This is a genomic window from Aneurinibacillus aneurinilyticus ATCC 12856 (assembly GCF_000466385.1).
In the GTDB taxonomy this organism is placed as follows: Bacteria; Bacillota; Bacilli; order Aneurinibacillales; family Aneurinibacillaceae; genus Aneurinibacillus; species Aneurinibacillus aneurinilyticus.
The window spans coordinates 4544-24912 of record NZ_KE952770.1 but is presented as its reverse complement, the minus strand read 5'-3'; the positions used below and the strand labels follow the sequence as shown (position 1 = coordinate 24912).

General features: G+C 41.6%; 19 protein-coding genes. 9 read left to right on the top strand and 10 right to left on the bottom strand.

Features of this window, described 5'->3' with window-relative positions:
- Positions 1-111 precede the first annotated feature (111 nt).
- Positions 112-1239 (bottom strand): class II histone deacetylase, encoded by a 1128-nt coding sequence (locus tag HMPREF0083_RS10200; RefSeq protein ID WP_021621224.1) that lies wholly within the window; start codon positions 1237-1239, stop codon positions 112-114.
- A gap of 172 nt (positions 1240-1411) precedes the next feature.
- Between HMPREF0083_RS10200 and HMPREF0083_RS29000 the strand changes: the two genes are divergently transcribed.
- Complete coding sequence (locus tag HMPREF0083_RS29000; RefSeq protein WP_021621223.1) at positions 1412-2488, top strand: helix-turn-helix domain-containing protein; 1077 nt, start codon at positions 1412-1414, stop codon at positions 2486-2488.
- A 235-nt stretch (positions 2489-2723) separates the two neighbouring features.
- Here HMPREF0083_RS29000 and HMPREF0083_RS10190 read toward each other — a convergent pair whose 3' ends face one another.
- Entirely contained in the window at positions 2724-3308 is a 585-nt protein-coding gene (locus HMPREF0083_RS10190; protein WP_021621221.1) for a guanylate kinase, read from the bottom strand.
- Positions 3309-4036: 728 nt separating this feature from the next.
- On the opposite strand from HMPREF0083_RS10190, the gene HMPREF0083_RS10185 reads away from it, so the two are divergent.
- From HMPREF0083_RS10185 to HMPREF0083_RS10170, 5 genes are all read left to right on the top strand, one after another.
- The gene (locus HMPREF0083_RS10185; RefSeq protein WP_021621219.1) at positions 4037-4357 is read left to right on the top strand and encodes a MazG nucleotide pyrophosphohydrolase domain-containing protein; all 321 of its coding nucleotides are present in this window, start codon (positions 4037-4039) and stop codon (positions 4355-4357) included.
- Positions 4358-4556: 199 nt separating this feature from the next.
- On the top strand, positions 4557-4778 hold the full coding sequence (locus HMPREF0083_RS10180) for a spore germination protein (protein WP_021621218.1): 222 nt from the start codon (positions 4557-4559) through the stop codon (positions 4776-4778).
- A complete protein-coding gene (locus HMPREF0083_RS27145) occupies positions 4720-5013 on the top strand; it encodes a spore germination protein GerPB (RefSeq protein ID WP_327848954.1) in 294 nt (97 codons plus the stop codon). The genes HMPREF0083_RS10180 and HMPREF0083_RS27145 overlap by 59 nt, the downstream gene beginning before the upstream one ends.
- Before the next feature lie 303 nt (positions 5014-5316).
- On the top strand, positions 5317-5928 hold the full coding sequence (gene gerPC, locus HMPREF0083_RS10175) for a spore germination protein GerPC (RefSeq protein WP_021621217.1): 612 nt from the start codon (positions 5317-5319) through the stop codon (positions 5926-5928).
- Positions 5928-6116, top strand: coding sequence for a hypothetical protein (locus HMPREF0083_RS10170; RefSeq protein WP_040302312.1), 189 nt, complete (start codon positions 5928-5930; stop codon positions 6114-6116). The genes gerPC and HMPREF0083_RS10170 overlap by 1 nt, the downstream gene beginning before the upstream one ends.
- A 33-nt stretch (positions 6117-6149) precedes the next feature.
- Here HMPREF0083_RS10170 and HMPREF0083_RS10165 read toward each other — a convergent pair whose 3' ends face one another.
- A complete protein-coding gene (locus HMPREF0083_RS10165) occupies positions 6150-6734 on the bottom strand; it encodes a threonine aldolase family protein (RefSeq protein ID WP_021621215.1) in 585 nt (194 codons plus the stop codon).
- 503 nt (positions 6735-7237) lie between these two features.
- On the opposite strand from HMPREF0083_RS10165, the gene HMPREF0083_RS10160 reads away from it, so the two are divergent.
- Positions 7238-7468 carry a WYL domain-containing protein gene (locus tag HMPREF0083_RS10160; RefSeq protein WP_021621214.1) on the top strand — a complete coding sequence of 77 codons (231 nt, stop codon included), beginning with the start codon at positions 7238-7240 and terminating at the stop codon, positions 7466-7468.
- A gap of 162 nt (positions 7469-7630) precedes the next feature.
- On the opposite strand, the gene HMPREF0083_RS10155 is transcribed toward HMPREF0083_RS10160, so the two are convergent.
- The 5 genes from HMPREF0083_RS10155 to HMPREF0083_RS10135 all read right to left on the bottom strand — a co-directional run bounded on the left by HMPREF0083_RS10155 (position 7631) and on the right by HMPREF0083_RS10135 (position 14844).
- The gene (locus tag HMPREF0083_RS10155) at positions 7631-7945 is read right to left on the bottom strand and encodes a YbjQ family protein (RefSeq protein WP_040302313.1); all 315 of its coding nucleotides are present in this window, start codon (positions 7943-7945) and stop codon (positions 7631-7633) included.
- 134 nt (positions 7946-8079) lie between these two features.
- Positions 8080-8490 (bottom strand): carboxymuconolactone decarboxylase family protein, encoded by a 411-nt coding sequence (locus tag HMPREF0083_RS10150; RefSeq protein ID WP_021621211.1) that lies wholly within the window; start codon positions 8488-8490, stop codon positions 8080-8082.
- Positions 8491-8516: 26 nt separating this feature from the next.
- Complete coding sequence (locus tag HMPREF0083_RS10145) at positions 8517-10148, bottom strand: thiamine pyrophosphate-binding protein (RefSeq protein WP_021621210.1); 1632 nt, start codon at positions 10146-10148, stop codon at positions 8517-8519.
- A 23-nt stretch (positions 10149-10171) separates the two neighbouring features.
- Complete coding sequence (locus HMPREF0083_RS10140) at positions 10172-12427, bottom strand: putative bifunctional diguanylate cyclase/phosphodiesterase (RefSeq protein WP_021621209.1); 2256 nt, start codon at positions 12425-12427, stop codon at positions 10172-10174.
- 278 nt (positions 12428-12705) lie between these two features.
- Positions 12706-14844: an ATP-dependent Clp protease ATP-binding subunit gene (locus HMPREF0083_RS10135; RefSeq protein ID WP_021621208.1), complete on the bottom strand. Its 2139-nt coding sequence runs from the start codon at positions 14842-14844 to the stop codon at positions 12706-12708.
- 514 nt (positions 14845-15358) lie between these two features.
- On the opposite strand from HMPREF0083_RS10135, the gene HMPREF0083_RS10130 reads away from it, so the two are divergent.
- The gene (locus HMPREF0083_RS10130) at positions 15359-16699 is read left to right on the top strand and encodes an MFS transporter (RefSeq protein WP_040302311.1); all 1341 of its coding nucleotides are present in this window, start codon (positions 15359-15361) and stop codon (positions 16697-16699) included.
- Between the two features lie 117 nt (positions 16700-16816).
- Here HMPREF0083_RS10130 and HMPREF0083_RS10125 read toward each other — a convergent pair whose 3' ends face one another.
- Positions 16817-17743, bottom strand: coding sequence for a DMT family transporter (locus HMPREF0083_RS10125; protein WP_021621206.1), 927 nt, complete (start codon positions 17741-17743; stop codon positions 16817-16819).
- A 112-nt stretch (positions 17744-17855) separates the two neighbouring features.
- Between HMPREF0083_RS10125 and HMPREF0083_RS10120 the strand changes: the two genes are divergently transcribed.
- Entirely contained in the window at positions 17856-19289 is a 1434-nt protein-coding gene (locus tag HMPREF0083_RS10120) for an aminotransferase-like domain-containing protein (protein WP_021621205.1), read from the top strand.
- 182 nt (positions 19290-19471) lie between these two features.
- Here HMPREF0083_RS10120 and HMPREF0083_RS10115 read toward each other — a convergent pair whose 3' ends face one another.
- Positions 19472-20023 (bottom strand): hypothetical protein, encoded by a 552-nt coding sequence (locus HMPREF0083_RS10115; RefSeq protein WP_040302310.1) that lies wholly within the window; start codon positions 20021-20023, stop codon positions 19472-19474.
- Between the last annotated feature and the right edge of the window lie 346 nt (positions 20024-20369).

Genomic DNA, 20369 nt, shown 5'->3' with positions numbered 1-20369 from the left:
CAGGGCGCATCCACCCTCTTCTTTTTTCCGAATTCCCTACTTCCAACCACGTTATCATGTCAACATATCAAATATAGCTTATATAGTTCTAACACCGGGCTAATGTTTTGATTATAAAGAAGCTTGATACGCCATATTCCAATACTTCGATTGAATTTCTTTTACCTGATCCACATACTGTTTTTGAATATCATACAATTCATTGGTAGGGATTTTATACATAGCAGCAATAAACGGATCTTCGACTTCCGTTCGTATGCCGCTCATTTCTTCCACAATCGCAAGCGAGCAGAAAGGGACATAAGGAGCACTATAGCCACCTTCATGGCAGGCGATGAGACGCCCCTCACAATGCTTATCAGCCAACTTTAGCATAAAAGAAGTAAATGCACGGAATCCTTCAGCAGTTACCATCATTCTTGCAAGAGGATCGAACATATTCGGGTCCTGTCCGGCGGAAAGTAGAATTAGCTCTGGCTGAAATTGGTCGACAATCGGCTTAACCACCGTTTCAAAGGCATACATGTACCCTGCATTTCCAGTTCCGGCTGGAAGAGGAATATTCACGTTGAATCCCTCTCCTCCCCCTTCCCCAACATGCTCTGCAAACCCTCTTTCTGGCGGGAAATTCATCTCTTGATGAAGGGAAATAAACAGCACTCCAGAGTCATCATAAAAAGCGCTTTCTGTACCATTCCCATGATGTACATCCCAATCCAGGACAAGGATTCTTTTCAAATTATACATCTTTCGGGCATATGTAGCAGCGATAGCGACATTGTTAAACAAACAAAATCCCATACCAAGCTCTTTTTCTGCGTGGTGGCCCGGCGGGCGGGTCAGAGCGTATACGTTATCGACTTGTCCTGTCATGACAGCGTCTACCGCCGTAAGCGCCCCTCCAGTTGAAAGAAGTGCAATCTCATAGGAGCCGGAGCCGACAAGCGCCAGTTCCCCAGCATCTCCACCCGTTGTATCACTTAATTTTTTTACTTTATCAACGTATTCCGGTGCATGGTACAGTTGAACTTGCTCTCTCGTTGCTAAACGAGGCTCAAGATGTGTAAGGCTCGAAGCTAGACCGCTGCGTTCCAGCAAATTTTTAAACCGCCGTTTGGTTGCCGGATTTTCAGAATGAATATCGCTCTCTATCCATCCGCCCGGTGGAAGAAACAAAGCCCCATTACCTGTATCATGCCAAAAATAACTCTCATGACAAACAAATCCTGTTTTCCGCATGTACCTTCCCTCCTATAGCTTATTATTTCATTGAATTTTTAGATAATTAATAGATTTCTTAGCTGTTTGTTTTTATAATTATGACAGAATAAGTAACAGGAACCAATTACCCAAAAGGATAATTAAAGCAGAAGACATTTCAAATCTATACTCTTCACGAAAGGGGTCGGCTATGAATTTTTCAAAAAAAGAGTACGAACAAATCTTTCATTTCCTCAATGAAATTCGCGTTCCACCCTCCCATTTTCGAAAAAAAGTCCAAACATTGCTTGCCGATTTATTCGATTATAGCCGCTCTATATTTTGGTTAGCCGATCATCATGGAAACCTTTACAGCCCAGAGACTTGGAATATTTCTGATCAAGTTCTTTATGATTATATGGAATGCTTTTTTCAATATGATGTCTTGCATCCTCAAAAACAGTTAACTACCTTCCCCACCTACCCGGTGCTACGTATAGATGATGTTATGTCACTGCCTGAATATGAAAAAACAAATTACTATTCCATGTTTATGCGTAAACATAATTACTATCACGAGATGGTTGTGTATTTTATGGATGAAGGCAAACTGTGTGGTGTAATAGGAATGGCTCGGTTACAAGAAGAAAAGCCTTATACCGAAAAGGACTGTAAGCGCTTAACGTTTCTATCTAACCATATCGGCCATGTACTGGGCAATTATATGCGCATGGAGGATATGAACTACCAAAAAAGGTTGCTGGAAGAACGTACAAATGTTTCAACTGCCGGATTTGTGCTCGTTGATTATACTCATAACATTCACTTTGTTAATGAAGCTGCTCAATATATGTGTCAGAAATTTAAAAGAGGTGCATCGTCGGTTGAAGAGTTTTTGAATCACTATGTGTATTCCCATCCAAATTGGAAGGCAGGGATAAGTATAAAAATCAATTTCCCGGAGAGTGAGCATTGGACCTTGCAAGTCGTTCCTGAAATAAAAGGCACCTTAACTGATCACCCCAATCAATATGGTATCTACCTTTTCTCTGAGGAAGAAATGGAACAGGAAACGGCAGAACAAAGATTGTCCAGACGAGAGCTGGAGATTTGCGAGCTGGTGATAAAAGGATATACGAACGAGCAGATTGCCCGGGAGCTCTGGATTAGCATCAACACTGTTAAAAAACATCTAAGAAATATATATGAGAAACTTAATGTTGCCAATAGAACAAGCCTGGCGTATAAACTCACCGCTATATTCGACTATATACATCTGATTCGATAAATCGACATATGTTTGTGGTGGGGGCCGGAAAAAGACACGCTGACCTTTCTTCTGCCGGAGTACAGGACGCAGCCAGCCTCTTTTTTTCCGAATCTCCTCCTTCCAACCATGCTACCCTAATCCATATAAGACATCTGCCTGCATGCCTGAAAGCAAATACGCTCTGCTTTTTCTGCAGAGCGTATTTGTTTTCCTTTATTCAATTTCGCCGATCTTAATCGCAAACTTTTCGCTATCATTCCTCAAGAAATTGTACATTTAAATATTTCTCAAATAACTTAGTAATTTCAAAAGCGGTATGGGAAGAATCGAAGTTTTCAAAAACATGTTCACATGCTTCCCTATACTCCATAGACTCTTCATAATGTGCAATATGTCGCTTAATATCTTCTTCCGAATCCCCGCGCTGTTTTTGTCGCTCGATTACCGTTTCACTATCAGCATAAATAAAGAACCGTACTACCTTATCCCCGTATAACCGCTTAATCGTTTCCGTTCCTTCAGCGTTTAACACCATAATAACGCTTTGGTGCTCTTTAAATAAGGACGTGATATCTACCTCTTTGATTCCGTAATGATATCCGTCCAAAACAACGACTTCTAAAAACTCGCTGTTTTTCGCAGCGTGATGAAATTGCTCTTCTGTAATGAAATGATAGTCATGTCCTTCCACTTCCATCGGTTTCTTTGGTCGGGTCGTGTATGAAACAACATGAGGAATATCAAGACTACGAAAAATCATTTCAGCAATTGTTTTACGACCTGCTCCATCGGGACCTGTAAATACGAAGATAAATTCTTTTTCCTTTAAATTAAACATAGCTTACAACCTCCTTGGAAAAATAGATGGGTTAAGCACTACAAAGAAGTGGAGCTTATAGGATCAACCACATAATTAATGTAAACATGTGGGTCATACAAATTATATTCCAAACACTCCCCAAAAAAGAAATAAAATTCGCCATATAAAAAATAAATGGCGCCCCATGATGTACATACATCTGATTGGATAAATCGACACATGTTTGTGGTGGAAGATAAGAAAAGAGGGAAAGGCGATGGGCAGGAGCGGTCGGAAAAAGACACGCTGGCCTTTCTTCTGCTGGAACGCAGGGCACATCCAACCTCTTCTTTTTGCCGACTCTCCTACCTCCAACCACTTGAACTTTTGTTACTACGTAAAGTGAATTTTATGTAGCAATTGTCCACTTTTATGACTGTTCCTATCCCACTAAGTACAGGCCATATCAATTGCTACTTTTTCAAGCATGTTATCAGCCCTCTCCTTTTTACACTAAATACCAGTTATTTCAATATTATTATACCATGAATTTGAATGAAACAATGATAAAGAAGCCTCTAGCTGAAGAGAAAATCATAAGGCAAGGCGCAAAATAAGGACAGGCAAAAAGCGGCCCTCTGAGCTTGGGTGCGAGAGATGAACCGACACCCGTTTGGGGCACGGTGTGGTGACGACCCACTCTGGATCGTACTGGATAATCAACACCCTTGATAGTATACTTATAAAGTAGTTAGGAGGAGAGACAAATGAATATACACGAATTCCAAACTTGGATTGGTGAATTCTACAAGAAACGGGGTTGGACAAAGTACGGGCCATTCATTCGGATGGGTTTTCTTGCAGAAGAAACGGGAGAATTGGCAAGAGCCGTACGTGCCATTGAAATTGGCCGGGATCGTCCGGATGAAACAGAAAGAGCCGAGAGTGAACGAAGAAGGGAACTCACCGAAGAATTAGGCGACGTGCTAGGGAATATTATATTGCTAGCAAATCATTATAATCTCACTCTTGAAGAAGTAATGGAAGTACATAAAGAGAAATTACTGCAAAGATTTCAAGCTGATTAAAAATCCCACTCCTGAAAATCCTTCAGTTTCAATCTCCAGAACATCTATGGCTTACAAAACAAGCTGCTTAACTTGTGGCTTGTTTTTTTATATATAACGGTTCGATTTATAAAAATAATCAAACGAACTGAATGATGAACTTTTAAGTAGGCATCATCATACCATACATTATTAACTACTTTATAAAGGACGTTTGTATATGCCTTCAATTGTTGGAAATATAAATATAGTCAGCGTTGACCACAGTTCCATTATCAATTTTGGTGATACTGTTATTCTTTCCCCGAAAAGCGCTGCAAAATCTTTTGCCGGATCGGGTTCCTTCAATACGGCTGATGTCATGAAAAACTATAACGGTTTTAATGCGACAAACACTAACGATTCCCATCTTGCTGATGCCAATATTGCAGGTACCTTATAGCAAGGTAAAGGAGGGGAGAAATATACCTAATTTAACCGTTCATCAAAGTATTGTTATTTATACTCTACGGGTGAATAGTATTGCTAATTCGTCAGTTCTGCAAATCGGAAGCGCTGGTATAATCAAACCTCTATCTCACCCGTTTCACACAGGCGAATCTATTAGTCCTGCTGCGAAGCCCGGGACATCAGAGCAGCCGAAAAATCTTTTAGTTCCGCTACCTCCTCCGAACTAGTCTTCTTCACAATAAATCATTTTATCCCGGTTCAGTGGGCAGTAAGGCTCCGAAACGTGCAACTAACCATCAGCGGGGAACGAAGAAGCCCCTCCTTATAAAAGTTTTACTTTGTTATCGACTAACGCCCATACATTTATTTGCATAGGATAAAGCGAGGGGAGGGCCAGTTATATGTATCATGGTGATATGCCATCATTTTTTCAACAGATTTATGCACACATAAACTGGTAAAATGGGAAAATAAACGAATTAGAAAAAATCATTCAGGAATTAAAAGAGGAAATTATTGTACAGCAGCATATGCCTACCGATCAGTTGGAGCAGCGGGTACAGCAATTGCAGGACGAAATCGCTATTCATCAACAAGAACCAATAAACCAGCTGGCAACGGAAGTGCATCAGCTTCAGTATGAAATTAGCTTATTAAAAAATCAGCGTCCAGTGATTGTAGAGAAAATGGAGTACAAATTCGACCAATTAAAGGTCGAAAAACTTGAGGGAACTTTAAATATCGGTGTGACACCAAATAGTTTGGGCAATATTGACGAATTAGTTACTAATGACCAAACTATAGAAGATGTCCCTATTCAGCCTCAGCAATCTCGATCTTTCCAGCAAATTAAGAATCATATTGAACAATATTTAAAACGAGAGCTTCCCAAAGAAATTAATGCGATAGAAAAAAAATACAAATATAAGCTAGATAAAGAATTCCACCGATTTGTGATTGAAGATATTAGAGAACAAACCGACCGCCGCATACATTATTATCTCAATAAAATGAATAAGGATATGACTGCGACTAACCCAGAAACAATAAAACAAACCATTATCAAAAAAGTTAGAAGAGACATTCGAGCCGGTGTTGAGAGCTATTTTAGCAAACTGTCAAAAGGAGAAGGTGAGCTTTAATGAAAATGAATGTAATCAATAAAGAACTTGCGGTTAAAAATATTCGAATTAACGAAATTTCAACCTCCTCAGTTTTTTTAATAGGTGACACGAAAGTAATTACTTGTTCTTCTGTTTCTGATACACCATCCGAATCGCCCGCAGGCGCGCCAGAGGTTCCTCTGCCGCCGGAAACAAGAAGCAGGTAATAATGAACGCGAGAGTATCAGTTGTTAAAAACATTAAAATTCTGGACACTTCAGCAAGCACCATTGTTCATATAGGAGATGCTGTTTAGATAACCTTGAACCATCCATATGTAAAAGCATTCCATGCTCATGGGCAAAAGTAGCTATAGCTTGGATTTCTTCTGGTTTATACACTGTACCCAACTCTGTAGGTTGGGCGATGGAAATCACTTTCGGTTGACTATGGTGCTGATCGCCGAAACCGGTTAGATGCTGTTTAATAAGATCAGCATGCAGCTTTCCATCTTTTGTTGGTATAGTAAGCGTCTTGCAACCGGTAAAGTATTCAGGTGCGCCACACTCATCAACATGAATATGAGAGGTTTCAGCGCAAATAATGGAATTGTATGATTTTGTTATCGCTTTTAAGCCCAGCACATTTGCTGCGGTGCCATTAAAAACAAAATAAACATCAATATTGTCGCCAAAATGTTCCTTGAATTTTGAAATAGCAGCTTCTGAATACACATCATTACCATAGGAGCTGACATGATTTACGTTTGCCCGGAGGATGGATTCCATAATTTCGGGGTGTACACCTGAATAATTATCACTGGCAAAGCTTTTATAAAAAGGCATTTTTGCTTCCTTCCATAGGTGAATTTTTATTGAATGCTACGAATCATCGTCTATTTGTGGTCCGTTGTGCTTTTCTTTATATAATATAACGCTTTTAAATTGATGTAAATGCAGCAATATAAAATATTGTTTTCATCTGCTTATCTTCCACTTTATAAATGGAGTATACAACCATAAAAAAATAATATTTACTTTTTTATAAACATATAGAAACTATATACATGTATCTACGTATATAGATACAGGAAGTATGAATCACTTCTTAATAGGATAAGGCTCATTTCGCCGGAAACACCATCGCCAGTCCGCCTGGTCAGTTTCTTCGTTAAAAGCCGGATACATAAGGTGCTTTTATGTGCACTTCTTACAATAAGCAGATTGAGCCGTTTCTAAACAAGGGCGATTCTGTGGTATCCAGGTAATCTGCTCCTCCTTACGTTTTCTTTTCATCGGTATTACCTTACCCGTGCTTCCATCCCCTTCTGGATAGGAGGTGAATAATAATGGATATAATTTCTACAATCAAGACGTGCGGAGCTCGCAAAGAAATGGTCTATATTACGTATGAAGGACAAGAACGCTTGGTAGAGCCGTATTATTTTCGAGATGGCGGTTTGCAGTTTTTCGCCTGGTGCCGCATGAGTAAAAACATTCGCAGCTTTACTGTCACTAAGATTACGGCAGCTCGCCCATCAGGTCTCATATACGGACCAAGATATCCGGTGGAGTTTTGACTAAAGATTCGTGCATTATCAATTTCTTTCCTGAGAAGCAGAATGCATACAGCATTCCGCTTCTTTTTTGGTTCTATATACTATCAAGGGTGTTGATTTTTCAATTTCCCTTTGCATAAAAAATACCCTCAACTAAAAATGTCGAGGGTGCTTATCCAAGCATTATCTCACTTTTACTGCTGTTCCTGTCGCAATACACATCATCATACCGTCACGCAGCGTTTCAAAGTCGAGGTCGACTCCAACAACCGCATTGGCACCCAATGCCTTTGCCTTGTCTGCCATCTCCTTAAGGGCCAGTTCCCTGCCTTCAGCTAGCTTACTTTCATATGCGCCGCTGCGACCGCCGATAATATCTGTAATACCCGCGAGAAAATCCCTTACAACATTGGCTCCCATTATAGTCTCACCTGAAACGATTGAGATGTATTCTTCAATTTCTCTACCTTGAATTGTCGGTGTGGTCGTAATAATCATACCTGTCATTCCTTCCATAAAAGAATGTATGCTCATTATACTTCCCTATTCTTTACGTTTTAGCTTTCAGTACGTTTCAAAAACTTGCCCGTTCCAGTAAGCAATAAAATTACGATAAAAATGACGAACCATCTTTACTTCATGTTCGGTGTAATGTTACGCTCATCAAACACTCGTTTCACTACATTCAGTGCACCACATGCTTTTGGAAATCCGGCATATGCGGCGCAATGCATCACCAGCTCCAGAATTTCCTCCGGGTTCATGCCCACATTCAGTGCCGCATGAAGATGAAATGGCAGTTGTTCAATGGCTCCCTGTGTAATTAAAGAAGTGAGTGTAATCATTTCACGTTGCTTCAAATCAAATACGGGACGAGAATATATATCACCGAATCCGAATGCGATCATCATATGGCCGAAATCCGGATGGAACGCACCCATCCCTTCGATCATCTGTACATCTTTTTCCCCTGCCATCTCCCGTAACGTCCGCATTCCCCTATCGTATCGTTCTTCATTTGTCATTTTAGGAGGTATCGACATGTTGTTTCCCCTTTTCTCTTGTTAGATTAACCTCGGCTCATCGTCGGTGGGATTTCAAACGGATCAACCATGATTTCAATCACAGTTGTCTTTGGCTCCCTGAGTGCCGTCTGAACCGCTTCACGCAGTTGCTCCTCCCGTTCGCAGCGGAAAGAAGACGCTCCCATTGCTGCCGCATATTCCGCTATATGTAGCGGAATTCGATATGTAGTTCCAACAGCATGGCCAAGATGCTTTGCCATTCCTTTATCGACCATATCAAGTCGACCATTGTTCAATATGACGAAGATTACGTGTGCCTCGTATTCTACAGCCGTGGAAATCTCCGCTCCGTGCATAAATGTACACCCATCTCCTGTCAAACATACGACAGGTGTGTTCGGTAACGCTATTTTTGCGCCGATAGCATACCCGATTCCATGACCCATCGCCCCAAAAACATCATCAAAGAAAAATGTTCCCGGCTTTGTAATATCAAAATGACGGATCGCATAAAACGTATGACTTCCATCATCTCCGAATACGACTGTATTCCCCGGTAATTCGGAACGCAGCACCTGCATAACATGTGCCGCCGACATATATTCATCCGTAGAGGATGTATGTACCATTTCGTCGCTGGGAGCCTGCATCTCAAACATTCTATTGTCCTTCTTGTTCGGAAGATGCTCCAGCAACATTTGAAGATTTACTTTTATATCCCCAATGATTGAAATCGTAGGAACAGGAAGACTCTTCCCGATAAAGGTCGGGTCAGCATCAAATTGAATGATTTTCTTCGGATACAAGCCGGGATGGAAGCCCGCTAAAGACATATCGCTCAGCTTTGTGCCGAGAACAATCATGACGTCTATCCCTTCTTCAAGATACGCCTTTGCTGTCTCTGTCCCGCCAAGGCCAAATGCCCCTAGAGATAACGGATGATTAGATTGAAAAGCCCCCTTTCCTCCGGGCGTGGTCATAACCGGAATTTGCAGGCGGTACGCCAGCGCTTCCAGCTCCCCATATGCTTCGGCAGCATGTACGCCTTTTCCGACAAAAAGGACAGGTCTCTTTGCTGACTGCACAATTTCGACTGCTTGCCTAAGCTTTGTAGACATCACGGAAGGTGCCTGGCTCGGTAAAGGCAAGGCAAAAGATTCGATTTCTTCCGCTAACACATCAGCAGGAATGGACAAATGGACAGGCCCTTTACTGCCCTCATACGCTTTCGCCACAGCATGTTCAAAATACATACGGAATAGCTCTCCCCGTTCTACGCGTGCACTAAAACGAGTTACCGACTCGAACATTCTCACTACATCTGTACCAAAAAACGTCGAATCCTGCCCTAATGCCTGCCCGGTGCTTCGCATTGATGGATGACCTGTAAGGAAAAGAACCGGCAGATGGTACGCTTTCGCCTGGCCAGCAGCCGTTAACAAATTTGTTGCACCCGGGCCCGATGTGCCGATAGCTACTCCCATTGTTTTGTTAGCCATAGCATAGCCTGCCGCTTCATACCCCGCTCCGGCTTCATGTTTGCTTAGTACAAATGTAATGCCTTTCTCATCCAGTTCTTTAATAAATGGGGTCACAGGTTTTCCGGGGATGCCAAAAACATGGGTTACTCCCCATTCTAAAAGATGCTGTACTAACAATGTTGAAACCTTTTTCACTTCTTACTCTCCCTTACGTATGTTTAATATCTGTTTTTTATCTGTCTTTGCAATTCAGCGAAATTTTCTTCGAACTCTTTAGCAGCAATCGGCTTGCTAAAATAATATCCTTGGACTTCATCACATTTTTTGCATTGCAGAAAACGAAGCTGCTCTTTTTCTTCCACGCCTTCTGCAATCACTTCAAGCCCTAGGTTGTGTGCCATTGCAATAATCGTTTCGACAATGCTTGCATCATTTTTATCCATCATAATCTCACGCACGAATGATTGGTCAATCTTCAAACGATGAATCGAAAACTCTTTTAAATAATGCAGCGAACTATACCCTGTACCAAAGTCATCAATGCTAATCTGGACACCCAGCTCATGCAGTTGTTTAAGCGTCGGAATTGTATAATCTACATCCATCGTCATTGTCTCGGTAATCTCAAGCTCCAAGAATTGCGGAGCTAGTCCTGTTTCTTCAAGCGTTCGCTTGACTGTTTCGATAAGGTTAGATTTTAGGAATTGCTGGGTCGATAAATTAACCGCTACCCGAAAATTCGGCAGACCAAGCTTCTGCCAGCGCTTATTTTGAAGGCACGCTTCCCGCATCACCCATTCGCCGATTGGGACGATTAACCCTGTTTCTTCAGCAATAGGAATAAACTTTCCTGGCGAAACCAGTCCAAATTCTGGATGCTGCCAGCGTATCAACGCTTCAAGTCCCCGGATGTCTCCAGTTTTCGAATCAATTTGAGGCTGATAATGTACGATGAATTCTTGCTTTTCCAAGGCCCTGTGCAAGGAGTTTTCCAAAGTGATTCTTTCGTATGGCTCGGTATGCATATTTTCTCTGAAAAACACATAATTATTTTTCCCTTGCTCTTTGGCGCGGTACATTGCGGTATCGGCATGCACCATGAGCGTCTCCGCATCGTCTCCGTCCTGTGGGTACGTGGCGATTCCTATACTTGTTGTAATATGAAACTCATAACCATCCATATTGAACGGTTCCTTAAACACCTCAATAATACGCTCGGCTACCTGGACTGCATCTGCTGCTTCTTTATTTTCAGGCAACAAAAAAACAAACTCATCCCCGCCCATTCGGCCTACAACACCACCTGACCCAACACAACTATTCAACCGTTTGGCCGCCTGCTGCAGCAGCAAGTCTCCATGGGAGTGGCCTAATGTATCGTTTACCAGCTTGAACCTGTCGAGATCAATAAACATAAGTGCCATTTTTCCGAAATTTTCTTTTGCCTCGTTTATATATTCCAGCAGTTTATTCTTAATATGCCTACGGTTGGGCAAACCCGTTAACTCATCATGGTAGGCAAGGTAATTGTATTTCTCCTCAGCTTCATACCGCTCTGTAATATTACGGAATTGCCCGAATGCACCAATAATGCGTTGTTGCTGATCACGAATGGGCAATGCATCGAACAGGCATACGAAACGCTCTGATGTTTCTTTCGTTTGCACAATGATTTCGATGTCTTCATACGTGTCATCGTATTGAAGCACACCTGAAATATACTCTCCTACCTGTTCCAAATGACAAACATTCTTGCCAAGTATTTCTTGCTTTTTCAATCCTGTAATTCGCTCCGCAAACGAGTTGAATTCGATAATATTGCCTTCTAGGTCCGTAATGATAATCCCATTGCGTGCGCTCTCCATCATGATCTGGTTCATAATATCCAGCTTTCGATTCTGCTTTCGGAGCAACAATTCTCTTTCAATCGAATCGACAGCAGTCGCAAGCATTGTCAACAAAAGCGGGTTCTGCTGCTCGGTGATCGTCATAATGCCAATGGTTCCTAACAAATTCCCGATATCTGCATAATGAAAAGGAACAGCATAGCATGCGCTTCCGTGCAGCACTTCATGATAGTGATCATCACCTACTAGTTGAACTGGCTGATTTTCTCGCAAAGCTAGCGAAACAACATTCATTCCCATATCTTCCTCAGCAAATTGGATGCCTGGCATAATTCCGAGCTCAGCAACAAGTTCCTTAATCGTCTCGTCACCATCCATCTGAAGAATAAATCCATTCTTCTCTGCAATAATAATCAGAATAGGTGTTCCTTTTAAAGAGTCGAGGATTTTTCTGCCAAAAAATTGCACAACCGAAAGAATCTCCTCGTATTCGAGTCTTTTTTGCTCTAATGCCTCTGCAGTCATTATTACTTTAGGCAGCCGCAGTTCTGTTGGGTTCATCTTCATCTCAAAACACCGCTTTTTGGCTTCCTTTACATATGTAGGTTTTGTATTGTATTCTGGCATTCCATATTCCCTTCTCTTTGAACTGATAAAGGAAGTAGAACGAGGTCTATCCTAACGTAATCATTATATCTTTCGTTATAATCAGTGCAATGCATATGTACTGAATTATAAGAAATAATTATATAAATACGCCAAAAGACTCACTTTCATCCTATAATTTTTTCCTTATAAATACAAGCAGAAACAATTGAGGAAATAAAAGTAGACACTCCAAAAACTTACAAGAAAAAAGCGGAGAAACAATATACATTGTGTCTCTCCGCTTTTCCTTTTCTTGTTTATGCTTTTTTAATGGCGTGAATTCCGGCTTCATTTATGTCGATGACAATTCGGGCTACTGCCTCTTCCTCAATCATCAGATCGGCAATTCCATCCTCTACATGCTCTTGAATAACCCGGCGCAACGGGCGGGCCCCAAATGCAGGATGATACCCCAATTCAACCAGCCTTGCTTTCGCCGCTTGAGTAACGGTTACCTCAACACCTTGTTCTTTCAAACTTGCTGTGATGTCCTGCAGCATAATATCAACAATACGGACAAGGTCGCTCTCAGTCAAATGATTAAATGAAACTACTCCATCAAAGCGGTTAAGAAACTCCGGTCTAAAATAGGATGTCAGCGAGTCTATAACAGTTGACGGTTTCGGTGCTTCCGCGCCAAAGCCGACTGTAATTTTCTTATCAGTCATTCCTGCATTGCTTGTTGCGATAATTACCGTATCTTTAAAGTTTACGGTGCGCCCCTGACTGTCTGTTAAGCGTCCATCCTCGAGAATTTGCAGAAACATATTTTGGACATCTGGATGTGCTTTTTCAATCTCATCAAGCAAAACGATGCTGTATGGGTTTCGGCGCACACGCTCCGTGAGTTGACCAGCTTCTTCATGTCCTACATATCCCGGAGGAGAACCGATTAATTTGGAAACCGAATGTTTCTCCATATACTCACTCATGTCCAAACGAATCATAGAATCCTTTGTACCAAATAATTCTTCCGCAAGCGCCTTGGTCAATTCGGTTTTCCCTACCCCTGTCGGACCAACAAACAGAAAGGAGGCAATCGGTCTGTTTTTCGGCTTCAATCCTGTCCGACTGCGGCGAATCGCTTTCGATACTTGGCGTACCGCATGGGATTGGCCAATTACTTTTTCCTCCAAATGGGCAGCCAAATTTTTCATTTTTGCTTGCTCATCGCTTTGCAGCTTTCTTACCGGAATTCCTGTTTTACGCTCAATGATTTCTTGAATGTCCTCTACAGTGACAGCAGCAGCCTGCTCGCTTTCATCCATTTCATCGAGCTTCGCAAGAATACGGCTTTCCTCGTCACGAAGCTGTGCCGCACGCTCATACTCCTCGTTTGCTGTAGCCTCGCTCTTTTCCTTGTTTATCTGTACAAGACGCGAGCGCAGTTCCTCTGTATTTTGTCCAGAGGAACGCAAATTAATCTTAGATCCGGCTTCATCCAAGAGATCGATTGCCTTATCGGGCAGAAAGCGATCCTGAATATAACGATGCGATAACTCCACACATGCACGAATAACTTCATCAGAATAAGCGACCTGATGATAGGATTCATATTTTGGACGAATCCCTTGCAGGATTTGGATCGCTTCTTCTACCGTCGGCTCTTTTACCATAACCGGTTGCAGTCGACGTTCTAGAGCAGCGTCTTTTTCAATCTTACGATACTCTTTTAACGTGGTTGCCCCGACAATCTGCAATTCTCCACGCGCCAGCGCAGGTTTAAGAATGTTTCCAGCGTCCATAGAGCCTTCTGCCGCCCCTGCACCTACCAGCAGATGAATTTCATCCACAAATAAAATGACATTCTTACGATTTTGCAACTCAGCGATCATCTGCTTCATTTTCTCTTCGAATTGTCCACGAATACCCGTGCCTGCTACAAGAGATGACACATCAAGCGTATATATGACTTTATTGCGCAGCTTGGCAGGAACCTGTCCTTCCGCAATTTTCAAGGCTAATCCTTCGGCAATTGCTGTTTTACCTACCCCTGGTTCACCAATTAAAACAGGATTATTTTTATTTCGACGGTTCAAAATCTCAATTACACGCTCAATTTCATTATCGCGCCCGATAACCGGATCGATAAGTCCCGCTTTTGCCGCTTCACTTAAATTATTGCCTGCATCATCTAGCACTCCGCCCTGATGAGAAGCCTGAGATTGTGTATTTTCTTTTGCTTCGTATTGCTCCATTGGAGACATAGCGAAGTTTTTAAACCATTCATCCAATCCAGATAAATGAGGGAAAGAACCTGTATTCATGCCTGCTCCTGTCTTATTTCCCATTTTCACATAGCAATCATGGCATAAGTACAGCTTTTGTGATTGCTGCTGATGTTGAATATTCAATAACACATTGGCTTGTTTTTGATTGCAACGTTGACAAAGCATATACCTTACCTCCTATTAAATGAATACGTAAGTGAATGTACAATTTTTTTCATGTATTTTATAAAATGATGACTTTGACTTTGACTTTGACTTACTTTGACCTTATGAATTTATTATACTTTGACTTTGTTTGACTTTCAAGAGTTACATAAAAAAATATAAACTCACGAACATTGCCGCGAGCTCATAATCTTTCCACCCGGATTTTTTGGCAGCTCCGCGATAAACTCCACAACAGCCGTCACTTTCCATCATTTACGAGCTATATATCATTTTATATTATTTTCAGAATATATTAATATTTAAAACCTCCTATTTCTTATTTGTAAGATTCGTTTTATGGCATCGTTTTTGCCCCGTCCTGGATTCCAGCTATATACATCTGGTTTGATAAATCGACAAACTTTTGTGGTAGGGGGTAGGAAAAAACGGAGAAAATCAGAGACTAGAAAAAAAAGTGTAACTTATATAATCAACACCCTTGCTACCAAATTATAAAAAGGGAGTGGCTCAAGTGCAAACAGTTGCAAAAAAAGTATGGGGCTATCGCCATGTTATTCTCATCATCCTCTGGCTGCTTTATATTATTAACTACTTTGATCGCCTAGCCGTCCTCACATTTCTTCCGTTCATTCAACAGGACTTAAACCTAACGCCTGTGCAAGTCGGACAACTCGCATCCATATTTTTCTTTGCCTACTCGATTGCCCAGATTACGGCTGGGTTTCTCGCCGACAAAATCGGTCCTAAGAAGGTCATGAATATTGCCATTATCGTATTCACGACCGTTACTGCGCTTACCGGCCTTGTGAAATCATTCAGTCAATTCATCGTATTGCGCATCGGGCTTGGTTTAGGAGAGGGGCATCATTTCGCTCCGGCCTGCCGTACAATCAATAATTGGTTTCCGATGGCTGAACGCGGGCGCTCCGTATCATTCTTCACTACTTCATGGGCGGTCGCACCCGCTATTGTGCCTGTACTGATTACATCCATTTCATATTATTTTTTTGCTGGCGAATGGCGGCCGATTTTTTATCTGCTGGCTATCCCTGGCTTAATCGGAATGTTCATTCTCTGGTATTTTGTCTCTGATACACCGAAAGAAATGCTAAATAAAGGTCGATTGACTACAGCAGAATATAAGCATATCACCGATAAGGATGCGGCAGAGAAGGATGCGGAGCCTATATCGCCAGGTCCAAAAAAGAACGCCGCTATTTTCTTACGTGACCCATCCTTTTACTTGTATACCCTGCTATTGTTCTGTCAGCTGGCTGTCTACTGGGGTACCACTACATGGCTAACAACCTTTCTTGTACAGCAACATGGATTAAATATCAAAAACATGGGTTTGTTTGCTTCCGCTCCCTATCTTGTGGCGATTTTTGCTATGCTGATTGGCGGCTGGCTAATGGATAAGGTGCTGCACCGCATGAAACCAGTGGGCATTATTGCTTACCTTGGCAGCATTCCGGTACTCTGGATGCTCGGCAGTATTGAAAAAGGGCAAACAGGTATGCTGCTCACACTGCTCTTGCTTGTTGGCTTCTTCGTTAATCTGAATTTCGGATCGGTATACGCCTATATCCAAAAACGCTACCCAAAAGAAATCGTCGGGCGGGCCACCGGATTGGCCAACGGAATCGGACAGCTAGGCTCGTTCATTTCCCCATTGGTAGCCGGCTATCTGGTAAAAATCGGCGCAGATGGAACACAGGAATTCGGTAATGTTTTTATCTTTTTTGCTATCTGTGCGATGATAGCTGCTATTTGCGCAATGCTTCTTAAAGAGCAAAAAAATCCTCCGGCTTCTGTCCTGCTGACCAAAGAAAAAAATTCTGCCAAAGTCTGATCACACAAAAAAGAAAGCATATGTCGCCGTATAGCAAGAACGTGACATATGCTTTCTTTCAATCATATCCCTAAAAAAACTCACGCGGCATCTTGCACGGTTTGCTTATGTGTATTATTACTTACTCTGCATCCCCTCCAGCGCTCCTTCTGATTTTCCTATTGCCTGCCGCAAAGCATCTATATTTACGAGCACGATTCCAACAATAATTGTAATAACCCCTATCCCCGCTAACCATGAAACAACCTCGTTATACAAAAAAACACCTAATCCTAACGCAATCAACGGAGAAATATAAAGCCATGTGGAGGGGAACACAGGATTCGTTTTGGCAACGAGCCAATAAAATATACTGTGTCCCATCATCGAACCGACAACGATTAAATACAGAAGCGAGCTTACTGCATGCAGTGTCAGCAGCGCTCCGATGTGCACATGCTCCGTGAATAGCGATAAAACAAGCAGCATAGCCCCTCCATACATCATCTGAACAGCATTCAATGCGATGGGGGATGTATCCGCAAAGCGCGGCATGACATGTTTAGAATAGAGGACACCCGATGAGTAACATACTTCACCTATCAAAATCATTATGCATCCGAGCATCCAAAACAGGCTAACCTCAACCGACACGCTCGGTAACAGCAATAAAATTACCCCTATAAATCCGATAAAGCAGCCAGACATTGAGGCAATAGAAGCTTTCTGGCGGAGAATGCTGGTCTGTAGCAATAAAATCATAATCGGTCCAGTTGCTGATAATACCGCCGCAATTCCTGAAGACACATATTGTTCAGCCCAATATAATGTTGAAAACGTACCAAAAGTTAATCCCATGCCCGTAAACATCATCTCTTTACGAAAGAGCAGCGATACACTTGCTCTTCCTCTCCATATCATCCATATAAAAAGGATAATGCCCGCTAAAAGAAAACGAAGCCCGGCTGAGAAAAACGGGGGAGCGCCTGCATCAATCCCTACTTTAATCGCCAGAAAAGTGGTTCCAAAAATCATGCACATGAGCAAATAACTAAAAATAACCATATATATTCCTCCTTTTATCCATCATAATAGGAGGAGAACAGAACAGATAAACAATAACAGAACAGATTCAAACAATAGGGTGTAAGATGAAAGAAAAGCGGGGGCATTACATATGAAAAATTCCTTATCAGTAAACAAACAGTCCAATCTGCTTTACAAACAAATATATGAGTACATATTAAACCGGATTGAGCGCAATGAATGGAAAGAGCATGATAAGCTCCCCTCCATCCGAACGCTGGCGCAAGAAATGAATGTACATCGTTTAACCGTCTTCAAAGCATATCAATTGCTCAAACAGAACGGAAAAGTGTATGTAAAGGATAAATCAGGCTATCACGTTCATCCTGATAGCATCGTGCCATTTGAGCATTTAGATTATCCGATTGCCTCTTCCTATTTTCTTAGAAACCACTTATCAGAAATTCACCGGGTACCGGCTATCTATCAATTTTCCCAGGCGCTTATTGACCCGAATCTTTTGCCGAATCTTTATTTTTCCGAATATGTGAAAGAGGTATTCGATTTGTATCCGAAAGTGCTTGGTACTTATTCTACCGTACAGGGAGATGAAGAACTGCGGGAAGTCCTTTCCCGCTACTTCTTAAAACGTCACCAGCTCCATCTTTCTACGGATGAAATATTAATTACATCCGGTGCACAACAGGCGATTGATTTAATTTCCAGGGTTCTTGTGAAACCGAATGACACCGTTTTATTGGAGAGGCCGACTTACAGTGCTGCCATTGATATTTTTCGTCAGCAAGGCGCACACATTGTCCCGATAGACATACATCCTTGCGGCTATGATATGGAACAGGTCGAATCGTATATGAGGCAATATAAACCGCGTCTTTTCTATTTGAACCCTACCTTTCACAATCCAACAGGCTACACGGTTCCAACGGAGCAGCGGAAACGGTTAGTAGAACTTGCCGAACAGTACCGGTGTTTTCTTGTAGAAGATGATCCGTTTCATGATACGTACTTTTACCAGGAACCACCGCCGCCTCTTTTCATGTATGACACGGAAGGTTGGGTCATGTATATTCGCAGCTTCAGCAAATACGTGGCCCCTGGATTGCGCATTGCTGCCGTCGTAAGCCGACCGCTGTTAATGAGAAGTCTATTAACGGCAAAGTCTTTATCAGACAATGGTACACCGCTCTTAAACCAGAAAATTTTCCTGCACTACTTCTCCTCCGCACGGCTGCAACAGCACCTTGAAAAACTTCGTATTGCATTGCACATTCGCAAGGGAATTATGGAAGAAGAATTAGCTGTAACCGACTGGAAATGGATGAGTCCAAAAGGCGGTCTCAATTTATGGATAAAAATTCCCGAAGTCATCCCGATGGAAGAGTTGCTTGTCAAAAGCATCGAACAGTCCATTTCCTTTGTTCCCGGTACCATTTGCGATCCACTAAAAAAGTCAGAGTCATGGATAAGACTAAGCTATTCGTATGTCAATGAACAACAGTTGCGTGATGGTGTGCAACGACTTATCAGTCTATCCTGTTCATTAGCTTCCTCTTGCGGTCATTGAACTATCCTCATCTACGCTACAAAAAGAGAAAAACCGGGAGTCAGCCATTTTTGGCCAGCTTCCGGTTTTTCCCCAACAAAAATGTGGCATTGTTATCAATCTCTCAGCAAAATATTTAGCAAATGCATGCAATTAAGAATTCAGCCTGTTTTGATTGAATTCAGGATTTTATTCGAATCTCTTTATTTTTTTGTATTAAATCTTTCCTGTGAATTTATCTTCATTAACTGTTCATACTGTTCTTCATTATTACGAATTTGAGAAAGAACTACTTTCATTATTTCTATATCATTTGAATCGATTGCTTTATGCGCTAAGCTCGGAAGCATTTCATATTTATTTATGATTGCCATGTAAACAGTATAAATACTATCCAGTTTGGAGCTCGGCTTCGGGATAGATTTTGCGTGCTTTATTGCAGCTTGATAGGAAGACATTTCATCTTCTATATTATATTCCCATTCCTGTGGCTTAAATTCTCCTTGCATCCTCCCTTGCAGTTCAGCGCCTGCTATAAGCAAATCATTCATATATTCTGCCGCTTGCATTTTAAAGTCCCGGGCATTTTGCGCTGGCTCCATTAGTGCTGGATCAGTGAGGGCGATTACCTCCTGGTATTTCCCTTCTTGTGCAGCTTCGTTTTCTGTACTATTGTCCGAGATATTTGAACACGCTATAACAAAAAGGAATACAATAAGTATTATTGTCATTTTCACTATATACTTTTGCTTCAAAACATCCCCCTCCCTTTTCTATACATATTTAAAAAATAGGAATTCAATGACCCATCTTACAAAAAATATTTACTAAGAACAAAAAGAAGCAACGTAGCAATCACGGCGTTTCTTTCCTCAGCCAAGCAGGACAGTAATACTATGTCATCGTTGAAAAAACAACGCATGGCCGATGACAGCTTCATTGGTAATTGACAAATAAATTCTTTCCATGTTTAATAATAGTTATTGCTATAACTACTATATTCTCGATAAAATTTAACATCCGTAGGTATGAAAAACGGTTCATCTATATACATCTGACTTGATAAATGGACACATGTTTGTGGTGGGAGGTAAGAAAAGA